We start from the raw sequence: 24327 nt of genomic DNA on the forward strand, positions 1-24327 counted from the left end.
GAGACGGTCGATGAGCGAGCCGGACAACTTCATCCTGACGCTGCTGCGTGAGATCCGCGCGGAGATGAAAGAGGGCTTCGAGCGGGTGGATCGCAAGCTGGTGGAGCACGATCTTCGCTTCGAGGGTCTGGACAAGAAAATCGAAAGCCTCAAGCAGGCCATGCATGGTGAATCCGTGCTCGGCCGTTACGCCTCTGCCGAGTTTGAAGACCGTATCGAAGCCATCGAGAAGCGTCTCGACAAGCTCGAAAAAGGTCATTGACCTGCAACGCGACGGGGTGATGGCGTCGGCCCCATGGGTTCGCGCCGCAGCCCCTCACCCCAACCCTCTCCCCGCCGGGGAGAGGGAGTAGAAAGTGCTCTGTCATGGCCAACGCCCCGACCTTGACCACCGACACCCTCGACGCCCTGCATCAGGCCGCGCGCGAGCGCATTCTTGTGCTCGATGGCGCCATGGGCACGATGATCCAGCAATTGAAGCTGGATGAGGCGGGCTATCGCGGCGAGCGGTTCAAGGCATGGAACCGCGACCTCAAGGGCAATAACGACCTGCTCAACCTCACCGCCCCCGACGCGGTGCGCGACATCCACCTGGCCTATTTCCTCGCCGGGGCGGATATCGTCGAGACCAACACCTTCTCCGGCACCACCATCGCCATGGCCGATTACGGCATGGAAAGCCTCGTCTACGAGATCAATTTCGAGGGCGCCAAGCTCGCCAAGGACGCCGCCCGCCTCGCGCACGCGAAGGACGGCCGCCGCCGTTTCGTCGCCGGCGCCATTGGGCCGACCAACCGGACCGCCTCGATCTCGCCCGATGTGAACGATCCTGGCTTCCGCGCCACCTCGTTCGACGAACTCGCAACCGCCTATGGCGAACAGGCCGCCGCGCTGCTCGACGGCGGGGCGGACCTCCTGCTGATCGAAACCATTTTCGACACGCTGAACGCCAAGGCGGCGGTGTTTGCCATTGAGCGGCTGTTCCAGGAACGCGGCATCCGCGTGCCGGTCATGATCTCCGGCACCATCACCGACCTCTCCGGCCGCACCCTGTCCGGCCAGACGCCGGCGGCGTTCTGGAATTCGCTGCGCCACGCCCAGCCCTTCTCCATCGGGCTGAACTGCGCGCTCGGCGCCAAGGAGATGCGCGCCCATATCGATGAGCTCTCGCGCCTCGCCGATACGCTGGTCTGCGCCTATCCCAATGCCGGCCTGCCCAACGAATTCGGCCTGTATGACGAGAGCCCGGCGGCGATGGCGAAGCTGGTGGGCGAATTCGCCGCCTCCGGTCTCGTCAACATCGTTGGGGGCTGCTGCGGCACCACGCCGGACCATATCCGCGCCATCGCCGAGGCGGTGGCCCCGCATGCGCCGCGCATCGTGCCGGAAATCGAGCCGATGCTGCGGCTGTCGGGGCTGGAGCCGTTCGAGCTCACCCCGATCATCCCCTTCGTCAATGTCGGCGAGCGCACCAACGTCACCGGCTCGGCCCGCTTCCGCAAGCTGATCACCAATGGCGACTACACCGCCGCGCTGGCGGTGGCGCGCGACCAGGTGGAGAACGGCGCCCAGGTCATCGACATCAACATGGATGAAGGCCTGCTCGATTCCGAGAAGGCGATGGTGACTTTTCTCAACCTGCTCGCCGCCGAGCCGGACATCGCCCGCGTGCCGGTCATGGTCGACAGTTCCAAATGGAGCGTCATCGAGGCCGGCCTGAAGTGCATTCAGGGCAAGGGCATCGTCAATTCCATCTCGATGAAGGAAGGCGAGGAGGCGTTCCGCCACCATGCGCGCCTCGTGCGCGCCTATGGCGCCGCCGTGGTGGTGATGGCCTTTGACGAGAAGGGGCAGGCCGACACGTTCGAGCGCAAGATCGAGATCTGTTCGCGCGCCTACCGCATCCTCGTGGATGAAGTCGGCTTTCCCCCTGAGGACATCATCTTCGATCCCAACATCTTCGCGGTGGCGACGGGCATCGAGGAACATGCCGGCTATGGCGTCGCCTTCATCGAGGCGACACGCGCCATCCGCCAGCAGCTGCCGCACGCCCACATCTCCGGCGGCGTCTCCAATCTGTCCTTCTCGTTCCGCGGCAATGAGCAGGTGCGCGAGGCGATGCACGCCGTGTTCCTGTACCACGCCATCGCTGCTGGTATGGACATGGGTATCGTCAATGCCGGCCAACTCGCGCCCTATTCCGAGATCGAGCCGGAACTGCGCGAGGCCAGCGAGGACGTGGTGCTCAACCGCCGCGAGGACGCCACCGAGCGCCTTCTCGCGCTGGCGGAGCGCTTCAAGGGCGGCGGCCGCGAGAAGAAGGAGGCCGATCTCACCTGGCGCACATGGGCCGTGGAGAAGCGGCTGGAACACGCGCTGGTCAACGGCATCACCGATTTCGTCGAGGTGGACACCGAAGAGGCGCGCCAGTCGGTCGCCCGGCCGCTGCACGTCATCGAAGGCCCGCTGATGGCCGGCATGAACGTGGTCGGCGACCTGTTCGGCTCCGGCAAGATGTTCCTGCCGCAGGTGGTGAAGTCCGCCCGGGTGATGAAGCAGGCGGTGGCCTATCTCATGCCCTTCATGGAGCAGGAGAAGATCGACGACGGCACCACCGGGGATTCCTCCGCCGGCAAGGTGCTGATGGCCACCGTGAAGGGTGACGTGCACGACATCGGCAAGAACATCGTCGGCGTCGTGCTTCAGTGCAACAATTACGAGGTGATCGACCTCGGCGTCATGGTGCCGGCGGCGAAGATCCTTGAGGTCGCCAAGGCCGAGAAGGTGGATGTGATCGGCCTGTCCGGCCTCATCACCCCCTCGCTGGACGAGATGGTGCATGTCGCCGCCGAGATGGAGCGCGAAGGCTTCGAGGTGCCGCTGCTCATCGGCGGCGCCACGACCTCGCGCGTCCACACGGCGGTGAAGATCGCCCCGCAATATGTGCGCGGGCAGGCGGTCTACGTCACCGACGCCAGCCGCGCGGTGGGGGTGGTCTCCAATCTGCTGAACGACAACACCCGCACCGACTACGTCGCCAGCCTGCGCGCCGAATATGCCAAGGTCGCCGACGCCCACGCCAAGAGTGACCGCAACAAGGTGCGGGTGAAGCTGGCGGACGCCCGCGCCAACCGGCTGGCGCTGGACTTCGCGAGCTATACGGCGCCGGTGCCGACCTTCCTCGGCACGAAGGTGTTCAGCGATTACGACCTCGCCGAACTGGTGCCCTATATCGACTGGACGCCGTTCTTCCAGTCCTGGGAACTCGCCGGCCACTACCCCGCCATTCTCGACGATCCCAAGGTCGGCATCGCCGCGCGCGCGCTCTATGACGATGCGCGCAAGATGCTGGACCGGATCGTTTCGGAGAAATGGCTCACCGCCCGCGCCGTGGTCGGCTTCTGGCCGGCGGGCGCGGTGGGCGACGACATCGTGCTGTTCGCGGATGACAGCCGGGCGCAGGAGCGCGCCACGCTGCACACGCTGCGCCAGCAGATGGCCAAGCGCGAGGGCCGCACCAATCTGGCGCTGGCCGACTTCATTGCCCCCACCTCGACCGGCGTGCCCGACTATATCGGCGGTTTCTGCGTTTCCACCGGCTTTGGCGAGCAGGAGCGCTCCGACGCTTTCAAGGCCGCGAACGACGACTATTCCTCGATTCTTCTCAAGGCCTTGGCGGACCGTCTTGCAGAAGCGTTTGCGGAACGGATGCATGAGCGGGTGCGCCGGGAATTCTGGGCCTATGCCCCGGATGAAAAGCTGGAGAATGAGAGCCTCATCCAGGAAGCCTATCGCGGCATCCGCCCCGCGCCGGGCTACCCCGCACAACCCGACCACACCGAAAAGGCGATTCTTTTCAATTTGCTCGACGCCACCGCTGAGATCGGAGTCGAGCTAACGGAAAGCTTCGCCATGTGGCCGGGGGCGGCGGTGTCCGGGCTCTATTTCGCCCATCCCGAGGCCGCCTATTTCGGCGTCGGCCGCATCGAGCGCGACCAGGTCGAGGATTATGCCGCGCGCAAGGGCATGAGCGTGGAGGAGGCCGAGCGCTGGCTGGCCCCGGTGCTCAATTATGACCCGCTCAGCCTGCGGTCGCAGGCGGCGGAGTAGGGACGATGAGCGTGCTGGATGGCGAGACGCGCAAGGTGCTGATGTGGGCGCTGGTCGCGCTCGTCATCTGGGCCGCGCTCGCCTATGTGATGCTGCCGCGGCTGTGGACGCATCACGAGCACCAGCCCGGCATCAAGCGCATGCCGATGGTGACGCAGACCAAGCAGGGCATTCCCGGCGACCCGATCGATGTCGGGCTTGTCGGCACGCAGGAGGATGTCCTCCACGCCATGAATGCCGCCGGCTGGCTGCCGGCGGACCCGATCACGCTGAAATCGAGCCTCGCCATTGTCGGCTCGGTGCTGCTGCGCCGGCCCGACCCGCAGGCGCCGGTGAGCCCGCTCTATTATGACGGGCGGGTGGAAGACCTCGCCTTCGAGAAGGAGGTCGGCCGTAGCGCCGACCGGCGCGACCATGTGCGCTTCTGGAAGGTGCTGGACAGCGGCAAGGAAGGCGCCCCGGTGTGGCTTGGCTCGGCCACCTATGACAAGGGCGTCGGGCTCAGCCATTACACCGGCGCCGTGACCCACCATATCGGCGCGAATGTCGATGCGGTGCGCGACCTGCTGATCGACGACCTCAAGGCCGCCGGCATGGTGCGCACGGTCTATCAGGTCACCGGCCTCGGCCCCACCTTGTTCGGCCGCAATGGCGGCGGCGACCGCTACTACACCGATGGCGAGGTCACCTTCGCCCGGCTGACCACCAATGGCGAGAAGAACCCCAACCCGCCCACCATCGTCGCCTCGCCCCCCGGCGTGGGGGTGAAGAACGCGGTGTGGAGCGCGGCGGCGTCGCTGCTCGGAGTGGACTGAAGAAGTGCCGGCGACGACGTTGATCGTCGCCGGCTCCGGCGCTGCGGCCTGACAGGCTACTGGCTGGCGGGCTGCCAGATCACCACGGCGCTGGTATCGACGGCACGGGGCAGCAGCTTTTCCGCTAGAAAGGCGTCGGCGATCTTCTGCTGCTCGGCGAGTCCGTTCTTGGTGACGGCCCCCACCTTGTAGCTGCGCCGCCCATCCGCGACCTCGACGGCGGCGGGATCGATGCCCCACAGCGTGGCGAGTTCGGCGGCGGCCGCCTTCGGGTTGGCCTTCACCCAGTCGCCCTTCGCCTTGAGCTGCTCGAACAGCAGGGCGATGACCGGGGCGCCCTTGGCGGCGAACTCTTCCGAGGTGAGGTAATAGCGCTTGTAGCTCGCCAGCCCGTTCGTGCCGTCGGCGAGGATGCGCGCCTTGGATTGCGCCTGCGTGGTGGCGAGGAAGGGGTCCCACGCCACCCAGGCATCGACATTGCCGCCGACAAAGGCGGCGCGGCCATCCGCCGGCGTCAGATAGGCGGGCTCGATGTCCTTGAAGGTGAGGCCGCCCTTGGCCAGCGCGGCGAGCAGGAGATAGTGGCTGCCGGCGCCCTTGGTGACGGCGATCTTCTTGCCCTTCAGCTCGGCGAGGCTGGCGATGGGCGAGCCCTCCGGCACGAGAATGGCCTGCGCCGACGGGGAGGGCGCCTCCTCGGCGAAGAACACCAGCTTGGCGCCCGCCGCCTGCGCGAAGACCGGCACCGTGTCGGCGACATCGGCCGTCACGTCGATCTTGCCGAGATTGAGCGCCTCCAGCAGCGGCAGGCCGCTGGTGAATTCATGCCAGGTGACCTTCACGCCGAGCGGCGCCAATGCCTTCTCAAGCAAGCCATCCGCCTTGAGCAGGGCGATGAGCGTCGACGAGCGCTGATAGCCGATGCGTACCGTCTCGGGCGATTGGGCGTGGACCGGCAGCGTTGCGGCCAGTGTCAGGGCAGCGGCGGCCGCTCCGGCGACGCGGATGAGGGATCGACGGGAAAAAATGCGGGACATCAATTAAATCTCCATTAGTATATCGATTTAATATAATAATGGATGACCTGTCCAGCGTCGCGCGAACCAGAATGCAAAAAGCCCCGGACGTTGCCGTCCGGGGCCTTGTGGCAGGCAGGGCTGCGGCGATCAGAACTTGTAGTTCACGCCGGCCTTGAGGGTGGACATGGACATGTCCAGCTTGGTGCCGGAGGCGCCGTCCCAGGTGATGTCGCCGAGGTCGATATAGAGATACTCGGCCTTCACGGTCCAGTTGTCGGTGATGGCGTATTCCACGCCGCCGCCCAGCGTCCAGCCCCACAGCGTGTCGCTGCGCGAGGAGGCGCCGAAGCCGTCGAGCGCGCCGTCGGCATAGGAGGTGAAGCTCTCGCTGACCTTCACATTGCCCCAGGCGAGACCGCCGGTGACGTAGGGGAGGAAGCGGTCCATGGAATAGCCGACGCGGGCGCGGACGGTGCCGAAGGACTCGATCTTGGTGTTGATCGAGCCGGTGTCCTGCAGGGTCGGGTCGCCGGCGGCGATGGCGGTGTAGTTCAGGCGATCCGTCATGGAGCCGAAGTTGAAGTCGGCTTCCGCGCCGAGAACGACGTTGTTCGCGAGCTGGTAGTTGTAGCCGATCTGCGCGCCGCCGAACCAGCCGGTGGGGTTGGAGCCGCCATTGGCCGCAACCGAATCATAGCCGCTGTAGTAGTACAGCAGGTAGTTGTTCCACGGCGCGGAGCCATCGCCCCAGCCATAGCCGAAATTGCCGCCGAGATAGACGCCGGTCCAGCTGAAGGCCGGCACATAGGCGACGGGCGCCGCCTTGACCGGGTAGGAGAGGTCGGCCGCGAGGGCCGGAGCGGCGAGAGCCGCCGCTGCGACGGTGCCGAGGAGGAGAGACTTGATACGCATGAGGAACGCCCCCGAAGGAAATGGAATGGGGGCAACCTAGTGCTGCGTACTTAACAAAGCCTCTGCCGGTGTCGTTAACAAACCGTTTTCTGCGACAGAAACAGCGTCAACTTTTTGTCAGGCCGCAGATGCTTGGGCCGGAAACCGACCTCAGGCGGCGACGATGGCCCGCTCCAGGAACCGGCCGATCTGCATCAGCTCGCGGTCGCGGCCGAAGCGGCCGACGAGCTGCACGCCGATCGGCAGTCCGGTGGCGCCGGTCAGGCCGGTAATGTTGAGGCACGGGCTGCCGGTCAGCGTCCACACGCGGTTGAACGCCGGCGAGCCGGTGCTGCCCAGGCCTTCCGGTGCCTCGCCGGCCGCAGAGAAGGTGAGCAGCGCGTCATAGTCGGTGTAGAGGTCGGCGAGCGCGTGACGGCCGCGCCGGGCGGTGCGCCGGGCGGAATCGTACTGCTCCGGGGTGAGGGCGGCGGCGCCTTGCAGATAGGTTGAAAGCGTCGGCGACAGGGCGTCGCGGTGGCGGTCCCATTCATCGGCGAAGGCGAGCGCGGCCTCATAGCCCTGCACCACCCCATGCGCCTCGTCCGCCGCCTCGACCGCGTCCGGCAGATCGAGCACCGTGACCTGCGCACCGGCCTTGCCGGCGGCCGCCGCGGCGGCGTCGAGCGCGGCATGGGCGTCGGCCGTGGCCAGCGCCGCGCGCGCCGTCTTCACCACGGCGATGCGCGGGGCCGGCATGTCATCGGTGAGCGCGAAGTCGCGCCCCGTCAGTGCCCCCGTAGCGAAGGCGACATCCGCGACATGGGCGCCGAACAGGCCAATCGTATCGAGCGACCAGGAAAACGGCTTGAGCCCCAGCACGGGCAGCAGTTTGAAGGACGGCTTGTAGCCCGTAACGCCGCAAAACGAGGCCGGACGGATGATCGAGCCGCCGGTCTGGGTGCCGATCGTCACCGGCAGCATGCCCGCGGCCACCGCCGCCGCCGATCCGGCGGACGAGCCGCCCGGCGTGTGGGTGACGCGACGTGGGTTGCGGGTCACGCTCGGCTGCAGGAAGGCGAATTCCGTCGTCACCAGTTTGCCGGCTATGAGCCCGCCCGCCCGCACCGCCATACGAACAACGGCCGCATCGGTTGTGGGTCGGTAGCCGGCAAAAAGCTTTGAGCCGCGCTCGGTGGGAAAGTCCACCGTGTCGAGAATGTCCTTGACCCCGACCGGGAGCCCGGCCAGCGGCGTCTGCGCGAGCCCCGGCCGCGTGGCGGCCTCCAGCAGCCCCGGCAGGTCGAGGCTGGCGAAGGCCTGCACCTCTTCCTCGCGGGCGCGGATCGCCTCGGCGCAGCGTTCGGCGACATCGACCGGGGAGAGGCGTCCGGCGTGGACGGCCTGGGCGAGGGCGGCAGCGGAGAGCATCTCTGTCATGGCCTTAAGCCTGTCGCATGGGCGGGGATTCGCGACAAGAGCCCGCGTGCCGGCGACGCATCGATTCCGCTTATGGGAGCCGCGCGGAATTTCGTTTGAGCGCTTGCCTTCGGGGCGCTAAGCGCGGATCGTCAGCAAAGGTGAGGCGCGTCGCATGAATATTCTGTCGATCCAGTCCTGGGTGGCCTATGGGCATGTCGGCAATGCGTCCGCCATGTTTCCCATGCAGCGGCTCGGGCATGAGGTGTGGGGCCTGCACACGGTGCAGTTCTCCAACCACACCGGCTATGGCGCCTGGCGCGGCGAGGTGTTCGGCGCCGATCTGATCCGCGAACTGGTCGGAGGGCTGGAGGACCGCAACGTGCTGCCGCGCTGCGACGGCGTGCTCTCCGGCTATATGGGCTCGGCCGAGATCGGCGATGCCATCCTCGACACGGTGGGTCGCGTGAAGGCGGCGAATGCGGAAGCGCATTATTGCTGCGACCCGGTGATCGGCGATGTCGGGCGCGGCGTGTTCGTGCGGCCGGGTATCCCTGAGTTCATGCGCGACCGGGCGGTGCCGGCGGCCGATCTCATCACCCCCAACCAGTTCGAGCTGGACTATCTCTCCGGCCGCTCCTCCACCACGCTCAATGAGGCGGCGGCGGCCTGCGACGCGGTGCATGCCAGCGGGCCGCGCGTCATCATGGTCACGAGCCTGCACACCGAGGACACGCCGGAGGATTCCATCGACCTGATGGCGTCCGGCCCGGACGGGCGCTTCCGCCTGCGTACCCCCAAGCTCGACATTTCGGTGAACGGCGCGGGCGACGCCATCGCGGCGCTGTTCTTCGTGCACTGGAAGGCGACGCATTCCACTGCCGAGGCGCTCGCCAAGGCGGCCTCCTCCGCCTATGGGCTGCTCGCCCGCACCGCGGCGGCGGGCTCGCGCGAAATCCTCACCGTCGCCGCCCAGGACGAGTTCGTCACCCCGTCCCGCCTCTTCACCCCGGAGAAGATCTGACCCCATGGCCCGCCGCTTCGTTGTGCTCGACGTCTTCACCGACCGGACACTCTCCGGCAATCCGCTGGCCGTCGTGCTCGACACGGAGGGGCTCGACGGCAACCACATGCAGGCGATCACCCGCGAGTTCAATCTCTCGGAGACGGTGTTCATCCTGCCGCCGCAGGACGAGACGAACCGGGCGCGGCTGCGCATCTTCACCACCAGCCACGAACTGCCCTTCGCCGGCCACCCGACCGTGGGGGCGGCGGTGCTGCTGGCGCTGCGCGACGGCGTGACCACCAGCGACGATTTCGTGCTGGAGGAAAATGTCGGGCCGGTGGCGTGCCATGTTGCCGTGCGGAGCGAGCGTTCGGGCAGCGCCACCTTCACCGTGCCGCGCATTCCGGAAATCCTCGACGCCGCGCCGATGACACGCGAGGCCTGCGCCCAGGCGCTGGGCCTCGACACGTCCGATATCGGCTTTGACGGCTACGGCCCGTTCATCGCCTCCGCCGGGGTGCCCTTCGTCTGCGTGCCGCTGGCCTCCCGCTCGGCGCTGGCGCGCATCAGCCCGAGCGCGGCGCGGCTCATCTCCACCTTCGGCGGCGGCGCCGATTCCGTCTATGTGTTCTGCCGCGATGAGGATGGCGAGGGCGACTTCCGCGCCCGCATGTTCGCCGCCAATATGGGCATCGACGAGGATCCCGCGACCGGCTCGGCCGCCGCGTCGCTGGCGGCGGCGCTGCTGGCCGGCGAGCAGCCGGGCGACGGCTTCCATGCCTATGACATTCTGCAAGGCGTCGAGATGGGCCGTCCCAGCCTGGTGCGGCTCGGTCTCAAGGTGGAAGACGGCGCGCTGACCGCCGTCACCATTGGCGGCGGCGCGGTCATCGTCTCCGAAGGCGTGCTGCATGTCTGAGCCGGCTGGCCGCCCGGAACGTTGGTGAGCATGGCGGCAGAGCCGGACGGGCTGACGCTGCGCATGCTCGACCATGTCGAGGGGCGGCTCGCGCCGACGCCGCTCATTTTCACGCCCGAGGAGCGGTCGGCGATCGACGCGCATTACGCCGCCCGCAAGGCGGCCAATCCGGCGCTATGGAACGGCCGCGTGCTGCTGCTCGACGCCCACCGCTTCGAGGGGCGGCGGCTGGTCGCGGACTATGCCGAGGCCGATTATGCGGCGCTGCTCTGGCTGCTGGCGAATGAGCGCGCGCATCCGCGCCTGCGCGTCTCCTTCGCCATGGGCGCGCTGCGCGGGGCGGATGGCGGCTTCGTCCTGATCCGTATGGCGCAATGGACCGCCAATGCCGGGCGCATCTATTTCGCCGCCGGCACGCCGGACCTCACCGACCTCACCCCCGAGGGAACGGTCGATCTCGAAGGCAGCGTCCGGCGCGAGCTTACCGAGGAGACCGGCCTCACCGCCGCCGACATCACCCTGGCTCCCGGCTGGACCGCGCTGCACGATGCCCGCCGGCTGGCGCTGCTGCGCGAGGTGCGCGCGCAGGAGGAGGCAGAGGCGCTTGCCGCCCGCATCCGCCGCTTCGGCGCGGGTGATGAGAGGCCGGAATTCGACGAGGTGCTGGTGGTGCGCGGGCCGCAGGACCTGGCCGAGGGCATGTCGCCGCTCATTCGCCGCTATCTCGCGCAGGCTTGGGCGACGCAGGCTTAGGCGGAGGCGCCGACGCCTGCCATGGGAACAGGGCAGGGGACAGGGTAGAATGAGGCCGTGACTTTTCGGACCAATCAGTTCGAAAATGGCATGGCCCTCGCATGGGCAGGGTCATCGCGGCGCTGAGCTGGGGCCGGTCGCCGGAGCTTATTCGGGGAGTACAGGAAATGCTGCGCAAGTCGTCTGGAAGCCTGCCGCTTTTTTCGTCAGGCATGCTGGATCGGCGGCAATTGCTGGCGCTCGGCGCGGGCGCGCTGGCGCTGACCGCCGCCGGCCGCGAGGCCTTCGCCGCCGGCAAGGCCAAGCCGATCAAGGTTGCCGCCATCTACACCGTGCCGGTGGAGCAGCAATGGGTCTCGCGCATCCACAAGGCGTTGAAGGCCGCCGAGGCGCGCGGCGACATCACCTACAAATTCTCCGAGAACGTCGCCAACACCGATTATGAGCGCGTGATGCGCCAATATTCGGAAGAGGGCGCCGACCTCGTGGTCGGCGAGGTGTTCGCGGTGGAGCGCCCGGCCCGCAAGGTGGCGGCGGACTACCCCAAGACCGCCTATCTCATGGGCTCCTCCTTCGGCCCGACCAAGCCGAACTTCTCGGTGTTCGACAATTTCATCCATGAGCCGTCCTTCCTCACCGGCATGGTGGCGGGCAAGACGACCAAGTCGAACATCATCGGCCTCGTCGGCGGCTACGCCATTCCGGAAGTGAACCGGCTGATGCAGGCCTTCATGGAAGGCGCCGTCTCGGTGAACCCGAACGTCAAGTTCATCGTCACCTTCATCAACTCCTGGTACGACCCGCCCAAGGCCAAGGAGGCGGCCTTCGCCCAGATCGACAAGGGCGCGGACGTGCTCTACGCCGAGCGCTTCGGCGTCTCCGACGCCGCCAAGGAGCGCGGCGTGAAGGCAATCGGCAACGTGATCGACACGTCGAGCCAGTATCCCGGCACGATCATCGCCTCCGCCCTGTGGCAGATGGAGCCGACCATCGACAAGGCGATCAAGGAAGTGACGGAGGGCACCTTCGTCGCCGCCGATTACGGCCCCTACAGCTACATGGCCGAGGGTGGCGCGAGCCTCGCCCCGCTCGACCCGAAGCTGGTGCCGCCCGAGGTGATCGAGCTGGTGCTGGTAAAGGAAAAGGAGATCAAGGACGGTCTCTTCCGCGTCAACGTCAACGACGCCGAGCCCAAATCGACGCTGTGAGGCGGGACGACAGCGCCGCCTTCTTCCCTCTCCCCGTCGGGGAGAGAGCCAGGGTGAGGGGGCTGCGGCATCTCGCCCAAACGGCCGCCATCCCGGATGGTCCTAAGTCGTTCCGGGAACGCTGACCGACCACCTTCCTCCCTCATCCCCGGGCTTGACCCGGGGATTTAGGGGGACGGGTAGGCACCAACACTGGGTGCCCGGGTCAAGCCCGGGCATGAGGGCCTGTCAGTAGGGCCGCTTTCCTTACATGGACATTCCATGCACCCCGATTCTCGGCATCCCGATCCCCGCCCGCTCGTCCTTTCGCTCAGTGGCATCACCAAGCGGTTCGGGCCGCTGGTGGCGAACGACGCCATCGACCTCGATGTGCGCGCCGGGGAGATCGTGGCGCTGCTGGGCGAGAACGGGGCCGGCAAGACCACGCTGATGAGCATCCTGTTCGGCCACTACATCGCCGATGAGGGCAGCGTCTCGATCGCCGGCGCCGATGGGCAGCTGAGCCCGCTGCCCGGCGGTTCGGCGCAGGCGGCGCTGGCGGCGGGCATCGGCATGGTGCACCAGCACTTTGCGCTGGCCGAAAACCTCACCGGCTTCGAGAACATCGTGCTCGGCACGCAGTCGCTGTGGAGCGTCAAGCTGCGCGGGCGTGGCGCGCGGGCCAAGATCGCCCGGTTGATGCAAGAGAGCGGCCTTGCCGTCGATCTCGACGTGCCGGTGGCGCGGCTGTCGGTGGGCGAGCAGCAGCGCATCGAAATTCTGAAAGCGCTTTATCGTGACGTGCGGGTGCTGATCCTCGACGAGCCGACCGCCGTGCTCACCCCGCAGGAGGCGGACAGCCTCGCCGCCACGGTGCGGGCGCTGGCGGGGAAGGGGCTGGCGGTCATCTTCATCAGCCATAAGCTGCACGAGGTGCTGGCGCTGTGCGAGCGGGTGGTGGTGCTGCGCGGCGGCGCCAAGGTCGCCGACCGCCCGACCGCCGGCGCCGACCGCGCGACGCTCGCCGAACTCATGGTGGGCCGCGCCATTCCCGCGCGCGAGCGCCCGCCGTCGACCCCCGGCGCGCCGGTGCTGAGCCTGAGCGGCGTCAGCGTTGGCGCGCCTTCCGCGCGTGACCGGCTGGAAGACGCCGACCTTGAGGTGTGCGCCGGCGAGATCGTCGGCATTGCCGGCGTTTCCGGCAATGGGCAGGGGGCGCTGGCGGCGCTTGTCGCGGGTCTTGCCGCGCCCCGTGCCGGAGAAGCGCGGCTCGACGGCGCGCGCCTCGCCGCCGCCGATCCGGCCGGGCGTGTCGCCGCCGGGGTGGGCCGAATCCCTGAGGACCGCCACCGCGACGGCACCATCGGCGCGCTCAGCGTGGCGGAGAATTTCGTGCTGGAAACCATCGCCGCGCCGGAGAACCAGCGCGCCGGACTTATCCGCCGCGCCGCCATCCGCGCCCGCGCGCGTGAGGCGATACAGGCCTATGACGTGCGCTGCCCCGGCCCGGACGCGGCGATCCGCGCGCTATCGGGCGGCAACATGCAGAAGGTGGTGCTGGCCCGCGTGCTGGAGCGCGCGCCGCGGCTCGTCTTGGCGCATCAGCCGACGCGCGGGCTCGACATCGGCGCCACCACGGATGTGCATCGAAGGCTCATCGCCGCGCGCGGGCGCGGGGCGGCAGTGCTGCTGATCTCGGAGGATCTCGACGAACTCTTCGCCCTTTCCGACCGCATCGCCGTGGTCCATGCCGGGCATTTGTCGCCGGCGCTGCCGGCCGAGGGGCTGGATGTGCGCACGGTCGGGCTGATGATGGCCGGTCATGGCGTGGGGGAGGCGGCGTGATGGCGTTCGATGACAACGAGCATCCTTCGAGGCCCGGCTTTGCCGGGCACCTCAGGATGACGGCAATCGGTGAGAGCCACGTCATCCTGAGGTGCGAGCGGAGCGGGCCTCGAAGGATGCTCGTTGTGTCACTTGGAAGGCCCGGAGCCCGCGCATGATCCGCTTCGTGCCCCGCGCCCGCACCCCGCTCTGGCTCACCCTTGCCGTTTCCGTCAGTGCGGGGCTGGCGGCGCTGGCGCTGACCGCTATCCCTCTGGCGCTCACCGGCGCCCCGGTGTTCACCGCCTTCGCGCTGATGGCGCAGGGCGCGGCCGGCAACGGCTTTGCGCTGGCGGAAACGCTGACCCGAGCGACGCCGCTCATCTTCACCGGCCTCGCCGCCGCCGTCGCCTTCCGCGCCAAGCTGTGGAACATCGGCGCCGAGGGCCAGCTCTATGCCGGGGCCCTCGCCACCGTGGCGCTGGGCGCGGGACTGATCGAGGCGCCGTCCTATGTGCTGGTGCCGCTGGTGCTCATCGGCGCCGCACTGGCTGGGGCGGTGCTGCTGCTGGTGCCAGTGCTGTTCAAGACCCGCTTCGGCGCCGACGAGGTGGTGGTGACGCTGCTGCTCAATTTCATCGTGCTGCTGTTCGTGCAGATGATGCTGGAAGGGCCGATGAAGGACGAGATGGCGCTCGGCTGGCCGCAATCGGCGCCGGTGCTGGACGAGGCGACACTGCCCAAGCTGGTGGCCGGCTGGCGCCTGCATTGGGGGCTGGTGCTGGCCATCCTCGCCGCCGTGCTGCTGCACGTCTTCATCACCCGCACCGTCTGGGGGTTCCGCCTGCGGGCGGTGGGCGAGAATGCCCGCGCCGCCCGCTATGCCGGCCTGCCCGTGGGCAAGGCGATGGCGCTGGTGGGCCTGCTCTCCGGCGGGCTCGCGGGCCTTGCCGGGGCGAGCGAGGTGGCGGGGCTGAAGGGCTATCTCACCGCCGATCTCTCGCCCGGCTTCGGCTATGCCGGCATCGTGGTGGCGACGCTGGCGAACCTCTCGCCGCTCGGCGTCATTCCCGCCGCCATCTTCGTCGCCGGCGTGTTCGTCGGCGCGGATTCGATGAGCCGGGCCATCGGCGTCTCCAACTATCTCGCCGATCTCGTCGTCGCCTTCGCCCTGCTCAGCGTGCTGGTGGGCGGGCTGCTGACGCGCTTTCGCATCGTTTTCGTCCGCCGGGGGACCGCCTGATGTGGGAGGCGCTGGACATTCTCACCCAGGCCAATTTCTGGGCCGCGACGCTGCGCATCGCCACGCCGCTGATCTTCGGCGTGCTCGGCGCGCTGCTGTGCGAGCGGGCCGGGGTGCTCAATCTCGGCATTGAGGGCATCTTCGTCGCCGGCGCGCTGTCGGGCTGGCTGGCGGTCTATCTCGGCCTGCCGCTCTGGGGCGGGGTGGTGGTCGCGGCCGGCGTGGGGGCGGCGTTCGGCCTGCTGCACGGCGTGCTCACCGTGCCGCTCGGCCTGTCGCAGCACGTCACCGGCATCGGGGTGACGCTGCTCGCCACCTCGCTCGCCTATTTCGGCTACCGCGTCGCCTTTCCCAATGTGGCGACGCCGCCGCGCATCGAGCCCTTCGCGCCGCTCGACGTGCCGGTGCTGGGCGACCTGCCGTTCATCGGGCCGATCCTCGCGCAGCAGACCGGCTTCACCGTGCTGGCCTTCGCCTGCGTCGGCGGGCTCGCCTTCGTTCTCGCCCGCACGCCGCTTGGCCTCGCACTCCGGGCGGTGGGCGACAATCCGGAAGCGGTGGAAGCGCAGGGGCTTTCCGTTGTCGGGCTGCGCATCGGCGCGGTCATGGCCGGCTCGGCGCTGATGGCGCTCGGCGGGGCGTTTCTCACGCTCTCCGCCTTCAACGCCTTCTATTTTGGCATGATCAACGGGCGCGGCTGGGTGTGCATCGCGCTCACCGTCTTCGCCTCCTGGCGGCCGGGCAAGGCGCTGCTGGGCGCGCTGCTGTTCGGCGCGCTCGACGCCTACCAGCTGCGGGTGCAGACCATCGCCGGCGGGGTGGTGCCGAGCCAGATCTTCCTCATGCTGCCCTATATCTTCTCCATCGCCGCGCTGGTGCTGGTCGCCCGCCGTGCGGATTACCCGCGTGCGCTGATGAAGCCCTATTTCAAGGGCCAAAGGTGAGTCTGGAGTTCCCATGAGCATCGACCTTCTCGTCAAGAACGCCCGCCTGCCCGACGGGCGCGCCGGCGTGGACATCGCCTGCGAGGGCGGCCGCATCACCGCCGTCGAGCCGGACATCGAGGCCGAGGCCGGGCGGGTCATCGAGGCGGATGGCCGGCTGGTCACGCCGCCCTTCGTCGATGCGCATTTCCACATGGACGCGACGCTCTCGCTCGGCCTGCCGCGGCTCAACCAGTCCGGCACGCTGCTGGAAGGCATTGCCTTGTGGGGCGAACTGAAGCCGCTGCTGACGCATGAGGCGGTTATCGAGCGGGCGCTGCGCTATTGCGATCTCGCGGTCAGCCAGGGCCTGCTCGCTATCCGCAGCCATGTCGACATTTGCGACGACCGGCTGCTGGCGGTCGAGGCGCTGCTCGACGTGAAGGAGCGGGTGAAGGACTATATCGACCTGCAACTCGTCGCCTTCCCGCAGGACGGCTATTACCGCTCGCCCAACGCGGCGGAGAACCTCAACCGCGCGCTCGACATGGGTGTCGATGTCGTCGGCGGCATCCCGCATTTCGAGCGCAGTATGGCCGACGGCGCGGCGTCGCTGAAGGCGCTGTGCGAGATCGCCGCCGCGCGCGGGCTGCGGGTCGATATCCATTGCGACGAGAGTGACGATCCGCTGTCACGCCATATCGAGACGCTGGCCTATGAGACGCAGCGGCTGGGGCTTCAGGGAAGGGTGGCGGGCTCGCACCTCACCTCCATGCACTCCATGGACAATTACTATGTCTCGAAGCTCATCCCGCTGATCGCGGAAGCCGGCGTGCACGCCATCGCCAACCCGCTGATCAACATCACCCTGCAGGGCCGGCACGACACCTACCCCAAGCGGCGCGGCATGACCCGGGTGCCGGAATTGCGCGCGGCCGGCGTGAATGTCGCGTTCGGCCATGACTGCGTGATGGACCCCTGGTACTCGCTCGGCTCCGGCGACATGCTGGAAGTCGCGCATATGGCGCTGCATGTCGGCCAGATGACCTCGCGCGAGGCGATGACCTGGTGCCTGGAGGCCGTCACCACCAACCCAGCGGCAATCATGGGGCTGGAAGGCTACGGCATCGCGCCCGGCTGCAACGCCGATTTCGTGCTGCTGCAGGCGGCGGATGCCATCGAGGCGATCCGGCTCAAGGCGGTGCGGATGTTCGTGGTGCGGCGCGGGCGGGTGATCGCCGAAGGCATGCCGCGCGTCAGCGTACTCGGTCTGCCGGGCCGGCCGGGGCTGGTCGATCCGGCGGCCTATGCGCCGGTGGCGGCGGGCGGTTAGGTGACTGACGGACGAACGCCGTCATCCTGAGGCGCTCGCGCAGCGAGCCTCGAAGGATGGGTCTCCGGCGCACCCTAATGAGCATCCTTCGAGGCCCGGCCGTTGGCCGGGCACCTCAGGATGACGTTCATCCAACTGGGCGAGTAGACAGTTGCGCCTCACCCACCCGGCGGCAGCACGATCACCGTCGGTTTCTTCGGCAGCGTCGCGCGCGAGAGCACGAGTTCGGGGCTCTCGCGCCGCTCGATCACATAGTCCCGCCCGGCGAAGCGGGTGAGGAAGTGGTTCAGCGTGCCCTCGTTGAAATAGTGCATGGGAATGATGACGGGGGCTTCCAGCGCTTTCAGCACCTCGATCATGCCGTCAATGTCGAGCGTGTAGCTGCCATCGACGGGCGCCAGCACCACATCGAGCCGGCCGAGTGCGCCGATGTCCTCTTGCGTGAGCGTGTGGTGCAAATGGCCGAGATGGGCGATGCACAGATCGGCGGCGCGAAAGACGAAGATCGAATTGCCGTTGCGGACCGTCTCGCCCTGCCAGTCGCGGATATTGGTCGGCAGATTGCCGACCCAGAGATCGCCAATGTCGAGATCGTAATGCACGGGGTCGCGGTCCTCGCGCCAGCCCTTGAGCACATGTTCGATGCCGGGATCGGGATTCAGCGAATAATGGGTGGAGTGCGCCCGGTTCATGGTGGCGACGCGCGGCACCACGGAGGGGCGGACATAGTCGTTATAGTCGGTCGCCGCCGTCACCCCGCCGGCGGTCTCGATCAGAAAGGTGGAGTGGCCGATATAGGTCAGCCCCACCTGGCGCGGCGCGACATAGGCGGCGGGCAGGGCGCGCGGCGCCAAGCGCTGCAGGAACGGGTTCTCCGCCACCAGTTTGGGGCAGCGCTCGGCCTGGGCGCGGGCGGGGCTCGCGGCGACGAGCGCGGCGAGGCCGAGGAGCAGGGCGGAGCCAAGAGCGGCGATACGCGACAGGGGGCACGGCATGGGCGGGGCTCCGGGCTGGCGTCCGGAGCATCATCAGCCCTCCCTTGCGTCAGGGCGAGTCACAGTTCCGTGGCGGTGCGGCCGGCTTGAGCGCAGGTGAGCCCCGTCATCCCGGACGCGCCATTGGCGCGATCCTGGATCGCCCGCCAATCGCCGAGCGATCCAGGCTCTTCGCTGCGCTGCGGCCGGGATGATGGCGGAAGAGAGGGCCCGGTCCTGACGACTTCCCCGCTATCGCCGCTCAGCGCAGGAACGGGTTGGTGCGCTTTTCCAGCGCGATATTGGTGGCGCTGCCATGGCCGGGCAGCACGGTGAAGGCGTCGCCGAGCGGCAGGATCTTCTCCTTGATGCCCTTGATGAGCAGCGGCCCGTCGCCATAGGGGAAATCGGTGCGCCCCACCGAGCGCTGGAACAGCGTGTCGCCGACAATGGCGAGTTTGTTCTCCCGGCTGACCAGCACGATATGGCCCGGCGTGTGGCCGGGCACATGCAGCACCTCGAACACCACGCCGCCGATATCGACCGTCTCGCCTTCCTCCAGCCAGCGGTCCGGCGTCACCACACGGCCGGGGATGCCGGTGCGCTCGCCATCGGCGGGAAGGTTGTCGAGCAGGAACTTGTCGCCCTTATGCGGGCCTTCCACCGGAATCTTCAGCGTTTCCGCCAGTTCCGCCGCGCCGGCGGCATGGTCGATATGGCCATGGGTGAGCACGATCTTCTCGGCCGTGACTTCCAGTTCCTCCAGCGCCGCGAGAATGCGCGGCAGGTCGCCGCCGGGGTCGATCACCGCGCCGCGCTTGCTGGTCTCGTCCCAGACGATGGAGCAGTTCTGCTGGAACGGGGTGACGGGAACGAGGGCGACCTTGAGTTCGGGCATGGGGGCTCCTTGGCGACAGGCGGCGCGAATGTGGTCGAACACGCCCCGCCGCGCAAGGCGGCGCCTTGTAGCGTAACGGCGCCAATGCTATCCCGCCCGGCATGAGCACCGAGCCGATTTCCAACATCCGCAACTTCTCCATCGTCGCCCATATCGACCATGGGAAGTCGACCCTTGCCGACCGCCTGATCCAGATCACCGGCGGATTGTCGGAACGCGAGATGTCCGAGCAGGTGCTCGACAATATGGATATCGAGCGCGAGCGCGGCATCACCATCAAGGCGCAGACCGTGCGCCTGTCCTACAAGGCCAAGGATGGGCAGGACTATGTGCTCAACCTCATCGACACGCCCGGCCATGTCGACTTCGCCTATGAGGTGAACCGCTCGCTCGCCGCCGTCGAGGGCTCGCTCCTGGTGGTCGACGCCTCGCAGGGCGTGGAAGCCCAGACGCTGGCGAACGTCTACCAGGCCATCGACAATAATCACGAGATCGTGCCCGTCCTCAACAAGGTCGACCTGCCGGCCGCCGAGCCGGACAAGGTGAAGGCGCAGATCGAGGACGTGATCGGGCTAGACGCTTCCAACGCCATCCTCATCTCGGCCAAGACCGGCATCGGCATCCCGGACGTGCTGGAAGCCATCGTCACCCGCCTGCCGCCGCCCAAGGGCGACCGCGAGGCGCCGCTGAAGGCGCTGCTGGTCGACAGCTGGTACGATGTCTATCTCGGCGTCGTCGTGCTGGTGCGCATCGTCGACGGCGTGATGAAGAAGGGCATGCGCATCAAGATGATGCAGACCGGCGCCGTCTACGAGGTCGACCGCGTCGGCGTGTTCACGCCCAAGCTCACCGTGATGTCCCAGCTCGGCACCGGCGAGATCGGCTTCCTCACCGGCTCGATCAAGGAAGTGGCGGATACCCGCGTCGGCGACACCATCACCGAGGAAAAGCGCCCCACCGCCGAGGCGCTGCCGGGCTTCAAGCCGGCGCAGCCGGTGGTGTTCTGCGGCCTGTTCCCGGTCGATGCCGCCGATTTCGAGGATCTGCGCGCCGCCATGGGCAAGCTGCGGCTCAACGACGCCAGCTTCTCCTTCGAGATGGAAACCTCCGCCGCGCTCGGCTTCGGCTTCCGCTGCGGGTTTCTTGGGCTGCTGCATCTGGAAATCATCCAGGAACGGCTGGAGCGCGAGTTCAATCTCGACCTGATCGCCACCGCCCCCTCGGTCATCTACGAGATCGAGATGAACGACGGCAGCGTGCTGGAACTGCACAACCCCGCCGACATGCCGGATGTGGTGAAGATCAAGGAAATCCGCGAGCCGTGGATCCGCGCCACCATCCTCACCCCGGATGACTATCTCGGCTCGGTGATCAAGCTGTGCCAGGATCGGCGCGGCAACCAGATCGAGCTGACCTATGTCGGCGCGCGCGCCATGCTGACCTATGACCTGCCGCTGAACGAGGTGGTGTTCGACTTCTACGACCGGCTGAAGTCGATCTCCAAGGGCTATGCCTCGTTCGACTACCACATCACAGATTACCGGGTCGGCGATCTCGTGAAGATGTCGATCCTGGTCAATGCCGAGCCGGTGGACGCCCTCTCCATGCTGGTGCACCGCACCCGCGCCGAATATCGCGGCCGCGCCATGTGCGAGAAGCTGAAGGACCTGATCCCGCAGCATCTGTTCCAGATTCCGATCCAGGCCTCGATCGGCGCCAAGATCATTGCCCGCGAAACCATCCGCGCGCTGCGCAAGGACGTGACCGCCAAGTGCTATGGCGGCGACATCACGCGTAAGCGCAAGCTTCTGGAGAAGCAGAAGGAAGGCAAGAAGAAGATGCGCCAGTTCGGCCGCGTCGAGATTCCGCAGGAAGCCTTCATCGCCGCGCTGAAGGTCGACGACTGATCTGCCACATCTCGATCAAGCATTGACGCGCCAATCATGGCTGCCCCCATTATGTTGTCTTCAGTCTGGGAGCAGAGCATGGGTAACGACATTAGAAAGAGCGAGAAAGGCGGCAACACTGCCTACCTCAACGTTGGCGTCTGGTACAATGCAGACACAGGGCACATTCATTTGACCTTGCCGCGTTCAGGATGGTTTCACACGACAGTCAATGGCGATGAGAAGAGTAAGAGGGGACACCCGAATCTATACGGGAAACTCGCTCGGGCTCTCAAGGAGGCAGGCGTCCCTGGCCCAGACACCGGCGATGTTGAGTAATCTCTCAACTATCCAGGAGGTGCCTTTCGTGATGTGATCGTCCTTCCCTCAACTGATAAAGGGAGGATGCGACAATGGCCTACAAGTTCGAAGTCTATAAGGACAAGGCAGGCGAGTTCCGGTTCCGTTTCCGGGCCTCGAATGGAGAGGCGATGTTCTCGTCCGAAGGCTACAAGGCCAAGGCGTCCGCCCTGGCCGCCGTCGAATCCATCCAGAAGAACGCATCCGCCGCGGAGATCGTCGACACGACGAAGGAAGCGCAGGGATGACCACGCAATAACGGCCGGGCGTTGAGCCCGGCCGCTGCAAGTGGGACCGGCGTGCCTACGCGTCAGATGACGTAAGGCGGCACGTTGTAATAGTCGTCGACCTTGCGCCCCCAGTCGCGGTCCTGCCAGGAACGCTCGTCCGAGGTGGCGTGGTGCGGCGCGCCCTGTAGCTGCTCCTCGCTGATATCGACGACATAGCCGTCGAGCCGCTCGTCATATTTCAGCAGCGACCAGGGCAGCGGGTAGTAATCCTCGCCGAAGCCGAGGAAGCCGCCGAAGCTCATCACCGCATAGGCGGTCTGGCCGGTCAGCTTGTCGATCATCACGCGCTCGATAGCGCCGATGCGCTCGCCATTGGGGCGATAGACGGCGGTACCTTCCACCTTGTCGCTGCCGATCAAGGTGCGGGTCTCGCGCGCGTCGACATTCTGCTGCGTCGTCTGCATGTTGGCCTCCCATTGTTGACAGTCTCGTTGTGTCAACCGCTTGGGCCCGCCCCGGTTCCGCTGCGTCGCGGCGGGTGTGGGCGATGCGACCAGAAATCGGCGGTTGGCGTGGCGGGCCGGTGCCCGATATCGTCGCGCCGGCTTCAGCACAGGGAGAATCACCATGACGGACGGGACGAGCGGCTGGCGCGCGGATCGCCGTACGGTGCTGTTGGGCGGCGCGGCCCTTGTGCTGACGGCGGCCGGAGGCTGGCCGGCGCAGGCGCAGCAAGTGGCGGAGACCGAGGTCGACAAGCTGAAGCCCGGCCAATTCGCCTGGTTTCCCGACCGCGCGCCGGAGGGCTTCGTCGCCATCATCGTCTCGCTGCCGGACCAGCGCTGCTATGTCTACCGCAACGGCGTGCGCATCGGCGTCTCCACCGTCTCGACGGGGCGGGAAGGGCACGAGACCCCGGTGGGCGTGTTCGTCATCCTGCAAAAGGATGTCGACCACCATTCCTCGCTCTATGACGATGCTTCCATGCCCTACACGGAAATGCTCACCTGGTCCGGGGTGGCGCTGCATGCGGGCGGGCTGCCGGGCTACCCGTCCTCGCATGGCTGCGTGCACCTGCCGCTGGAATTCGCCAAGCTGCTGTTTTCCGTCACCCATTACGGCACGCCGGTCATCATCGCCGATTCGCATTCCGAGCCGGTGGACGTGCTGCATCCCGGCCTCGTGCTGCCGACCGATGCCACGGCGGCGATCGCCAAGGCCGACCCCAAGAACAGCAATGGCACGCCCGACACCGAGGCGGCGCCCGACCCGGCGCAGGACGCGGTGACGATGATCGTCAGCCAGGCCGACATGGCGCTGACCGTGCTCAAGGACGGCGCGGTGGCCTTCACTGCCCCGGTGACGATCCGCGACCCGCAGACGCCCCTCGGCAATGTGGTCTATGTCCTGAAGAATGTCGGCGGCGAGGTGTCGTGGACGGCGCTGTCCTTCGAGGGCTATGGCGCTGCCGGTGGCAAGGCCGCCGCCGCCATCGACCGCGTGACCGTGGCGGCGAGCGCCAACCAGCAATTGGCCAAGCTGCTGGTGCCCGGCTCGACCCTGTTCGTCACCGAGCTTTCCGCCAAGCCGGACACGCGCTCGGACAAGAACTTCGTCATCCTCTCGCAGGCGGCGAACTGATGCGGCGGCGCGCGGGCCTCGCGGCGCTCGCCCTCGTCCTCGCGGCGGGGGCAGCCTCGGCGCAGACGCCGGACGCCGGCCGGCTCGACACGCTGCCGGCCAAGCAGGTCTTCGGCGCGGCCAAGGCGCCGGCGCCGCTGGAAGCGCGCGCCATCGGTTTCTATTCCAAGGGCTGTCTGGCCGGGGCGCAGGCGCTACCGGTCAATGGCGCGACCTGGCAGGCGATGCGCCTGTCGCGCAACCGCAACTGGGGGCACCCGAACCTCATCGCGTTCCTGGAGCGCTTCGCCGCCGCCGTGCCCAGCGTCTCGCAATGGCCGGGCATATTGGTCGGCGACATGTCGCAGCCGCGCGGCGGGCCGATGCTCACCGGCCATGCCTCGCACCAGATCGGGCTCGACGCCGATATCTGGCTCACCCCGATGCCGAAGCGCGAATTCACCCGCGACGAGCGCGAGAAGGTCGCCGCCACCATGATCGTGCGGAAAGACCGGCTCGACGTGGATGCGGCGGTGTGGACCCCCTCGCACATCGCCGTCATCAAGACGGCGGCGCAGGACCCGGAGGTCGAGCGCGTGCTGGTCAACGCCGCGATCAAGAAGGCGCTGTGCCGCGATGCGAAGGGCGACCGCTCGTGGCTGCAGAAGGTGCGGCCCTATTGGGGGCACGACTACCACATGCATGTGCGCCTTTCCTGCCCGGAAGGCGCGAAGGATTGCCGCCCGCAGGATCCAGTGGTGCCGGGCGAGGGCTGCGGCCCGGAGCTCGACTGGTGGTTCTCGGACGAGAATCTCCACCCCAAGCCCCCGGCGACCCCGCCCAAGCCCAAGCCGCCCATGCTGGTGAAGGACCTGCCCGATGCCTGCCGGCAGGTGGTGCTGGCGCCGTAGGAGATT

21 protein-coding genes are annotated in these 24327 nt (G+C 67.4%); 15 read left to right on the plus strand and 6 right to left on the minus strand.

From position 1 onward, the window contains the following. Nucleotides 1–10 precede the first annotated feature (10 nt). The 3 genes from ACO07Z_RS20390 (at nucleotide 11) to ACO07Z_RS20400 (ending at nucleotide 4925) form a co-directional block, all read left to right on the plus strand. A complete protein-coding gene (locus ACO07Z_RS20390; RefSeq protein ID WP_421700374.1) occupies nucleotides 11–262 on the plus strand; it encodes a hypothetical protein in 252 nt (83 codons plus the stop codon). 104 nt (nucleotides 263–366) lie between these two features. Beyond that, nucleotides 367–4110, plus strand: a complete 3744-nt coding sequence (metH, locus tag ACO07Z_RS20395) for a methionine synthase (protein WP_421700375.1) — start codon at nucleotides 367–369, stop codon at nucleotides 4108–4110. Nucleotides 4111–4115: 5 nt separating this feature from the next. After that, a complete protein-coding gene (locus ACO07Z_RS20400) occupies nucleotides 4116–4925 on the plus strand; it encodes an LssY C-terminal domain-containing protein (protein ID WP_421700376.1) in 810 nt (269 codons plus the stop codon). Between the two features lie 56 nt (nucleotides 4926–4981). On the opposite strand, the gene ACO07Z_RS20405 is transcribed toward ACO07Z_RS20400, so the two are convergent. From ACO07Z_RS20405 to ACO07Z_RS20415, 3 genes are all read right to left on the minus strand, one after another. Then, nucleotides 4982–5962 carry an aliphatic sulfonate ABC transporter substrate-binding protein gene (locus ACO07Z_RS20405; RefSeq protein ID WP_421700377.1) on the minus strand — a complete coding sequence of 327 codons (981 nt, stop codon included), beginning with the start codon at nucleotides 5960–5962 and terminating at the stop codon, nucleotides 4982–4984. Between the two features lie 129 nt (nucleotides 5963–6091). Continuing rightward, nucleotides 6092–6856: an outer membrane protein gene (locus tag ACO07Z_RS20410; protein WP_421700378.1), complete on the minus strand. Its 765-nt coding sequence runs from the start codon at nucleotides 6854–6856 to the stop codon at nucleotides 6092–6094. A gap of 150 nt (nucleotides 6857–7006) precedes the next feature. Beyond that, nucleotides 7007–8275: an amidase gene (locus ACO07Z_RS20415; RefSeq protein WP_421700379.1), complete on the minus strand. Its 1269-nt coding sequence runs from the start codon at nucleotides 8273–8275 to the stop codon at nucleotides 7007–7009. A gap of 154 nt (nucleotides 8276–8429) precedes the next feature. Between ACO07Z_RS20415 and pdxY the strand changes: the two genes are divergently transcribed. The 8 genes from pdxY (at nucleotide 8430) to ACO07Z_RS20455 (ending at nucleotide 17442) form a co-directional block, all read left to right on the plus strand. After that, entirely contained in the window at nucleotides 8430–9278 is an 849-nt protein-coding gene (gene pdxY, locus ACO07Z_RS20420) for a pyridoxal kinase PdxY (RefSeq protein ID WP_307019974.1), read from the plus strand. Nucleotides 9279–9282: 4 nt separating this feature from the next. Then, a complete protein-coding gene (locus tag ACO07Z_RS20425; RefSeq protein WP_421700380.1) occupies nucleotides 9283–10179 on the plus strand; it encodes a PhzF family phenazine biosynthesis protein in 897 nt (298 codons plus the stop codon). Nucleotides 10180–10209: 30 nt separating this feature from the next. Next, entirely contained in the window at nucleotides 10210–10932 is a 723-nt protein-coding gene (locus ACO07Z_RS20430) for an NUDIX hydrolase (protein ID WP_421700381.1), read from the plus strand. A 167-nt stretch (nucleotides 10933–11099) separates the two neighbouring features. Then, a complete protein-coding gene (locus ACO07Z_RS20435) occupies nucleotides 11100–12140 on the plus strand; it encodes a BMP family protein (protein ID WP_421700382.1) in 1041 nt (346 codons plus the stop codon). Nucleotides 12141–12401: 261 nt separating this feature from the next. Further along, nucleotides 12402–13964 (plus strand): ABC transporter ATP-binding protein, encoded by a 1563-nt coding sequence (locus tag ACO07Z_RS20440; RefSeq protein WP_421700383.1) that lies wholly within the window; start codon nucleotides 12402–12404, stop codon nucleotides 13962–13964. Between the two features lie 154 nt (nucleotides 13965–14118). Continuing rightward, a complete protein-coding gene (locus tag ACO07Z_RS20445; RefSeq protein WP_421700384.1) occupies nucleotides 14119–15186 on the plus strand; it encodes an ABC transporter permease in 1068 nt (355 codons plus the stop codon). After that, nucleotides 15186–16130 (plus strand): ABC transporter permease, encoded by a 945-nt coding sequence (locus tag ACO07Z_RS20450; protein ID WP_421700385.1) that lies wholly within the window; start codon nucleotides 15186–15188, stop codon nucleotides 16128–16130. Before ACO07Z_RS20445 ends, ACO07Z_RS20450 begins: the two co-directional genes overlap by 1 nt. A 13-nt stretch (nucleotides 16131–16143) precedes the next feature. After that, a complete protein-coding gene (locus tag ACO07Z_RS20455; protein ID WP_421700386.1) occupies nucleotides 16144–17442 on the plus strand; it encodes an amidohydrolase family protein in 1299 nt (432 codons plus the stop codon). Nucleotides 17443–17600: 158 nt separating this feature from the next. On the opposite strand, the gene ACO07Z_RS20460 is transcribed toward ACO07Z_RS20455, so the two are convergent. Together ACO07Z_RS20460 and ACO07Z_RS20465 are read right to left on the minus strand one after the other, a co-directional pair. Next, nucleotides 17601–18437 carry an MBL fold metallo-hydrolase gene (locus ACO07Z_RS20460; protein ID WP_421700387.1) on the minus strand — a complete coding sequence of 279 codons (837 nt, stop codon included), beginning with the start codon at nucleotides 18435–18437 and terminating at the stop codon, nucleotides 17601–17603. A gap of 241 nt (nucleotides 18438–18678) precedes the next feature. Next, nucleotides 18679–19314 carry an MBL fold metallo-hydrolase gene (locus ACO07Z_RS20465; protein ID WP_421700388.1) on the minus strand — a complete coding sequence of 212 codons (636 nt, stop codon included), beginning with the start codon at nucleotides 19312–19314 and terminating at the stop codon, nucleotides 18679–18681. A gap of 101 nt (nucleotides 19315–19415) precedes the next feature. Here ACO07Z_RS20465 and lepA point away from each other — a divergent pair, with 101 nt between their 5' ends. Beyond that, nucleotides 19416–21221, plus strand: coding sequence for a translation elongation factor 4 (gene lepA, locus ACO07Z_RS20470; protein ID WP_421700389.1), 1806 nt, complete (start codon nucleotides 19416–19418; stop codon nucleotides 21219–21221). A 392-nt stretch (nucleotides 21222–21613) separates the two neighbouring features. Next, a complete protein-coding gene (locus tag ACO07Z_RS20475; RefSeq protein ID WP_421700390.1) occupies nucleotides 21614–21808 on the plus strand; it encodes a YegP family protein in 195 nt (64 codons plus the stop codon). 62 nt (nucleotides 21809–21870) lie between these two features. Here ACO07Z_RS20475 and ACO07Z_RS20480 read toward each other — a convergent pair whose 3' ends face one another. Continuing rightward, entirely contained in the window at nucleotides 21871–22254 is a 384-nt protein-coding gene (locus tag ACO07Z_RS20480) for a PRC-barrel domain-containing protein (RefSeq protein WP_421700391.1), read from the minus strand. 163 nt (nucleotides 22255–22417) lie between these two features. Between ACO07Z_RS20480 and ACO07Z_RS20485 the strand changes: the two genes are divergently transcribed. Both ACO07Z_RS20485 and mepA read left to right on the plus strand, forming a co-directional pair. Beyond that, a complete protein-coding gene (locus tag ACO07Z_RS20485; protein ID WP_421700392.1) occupies nucleotides 22418–23431 on the plus strand; it encodes a L,D-transpeptidase in 1014 nt (337 codons plus the stop codon). Beyond that, nucleotides 23431–24321 (plus strand): penicillin-insensitive murein endopeptidase, encoded by an 891-nt coding sequence (gene mepA / locus ACO07Z_RS20490; protein WP_421700393.1) that lies wholly within the window; start codon nucleotides 23431–23433, stop codon nucleotides 24319–24321. Before ACO07Z_RS20485 ends, mepA begins: the two co-directional genes overlap by 1 nt. Nucleotides 24322–24327: the final 6 nt, after the last annotated feature.

This window comes from Ancylobacter sp. (genome assembly GCF_965229075.1).
In the GTDB taxonomy this organism is placed as follows: domain Bacteria; phylum Pseudomonadota; class Alphaproteobacteria; order Rhizobiales; family Xanthobacteraceae; genus Ancylobacter.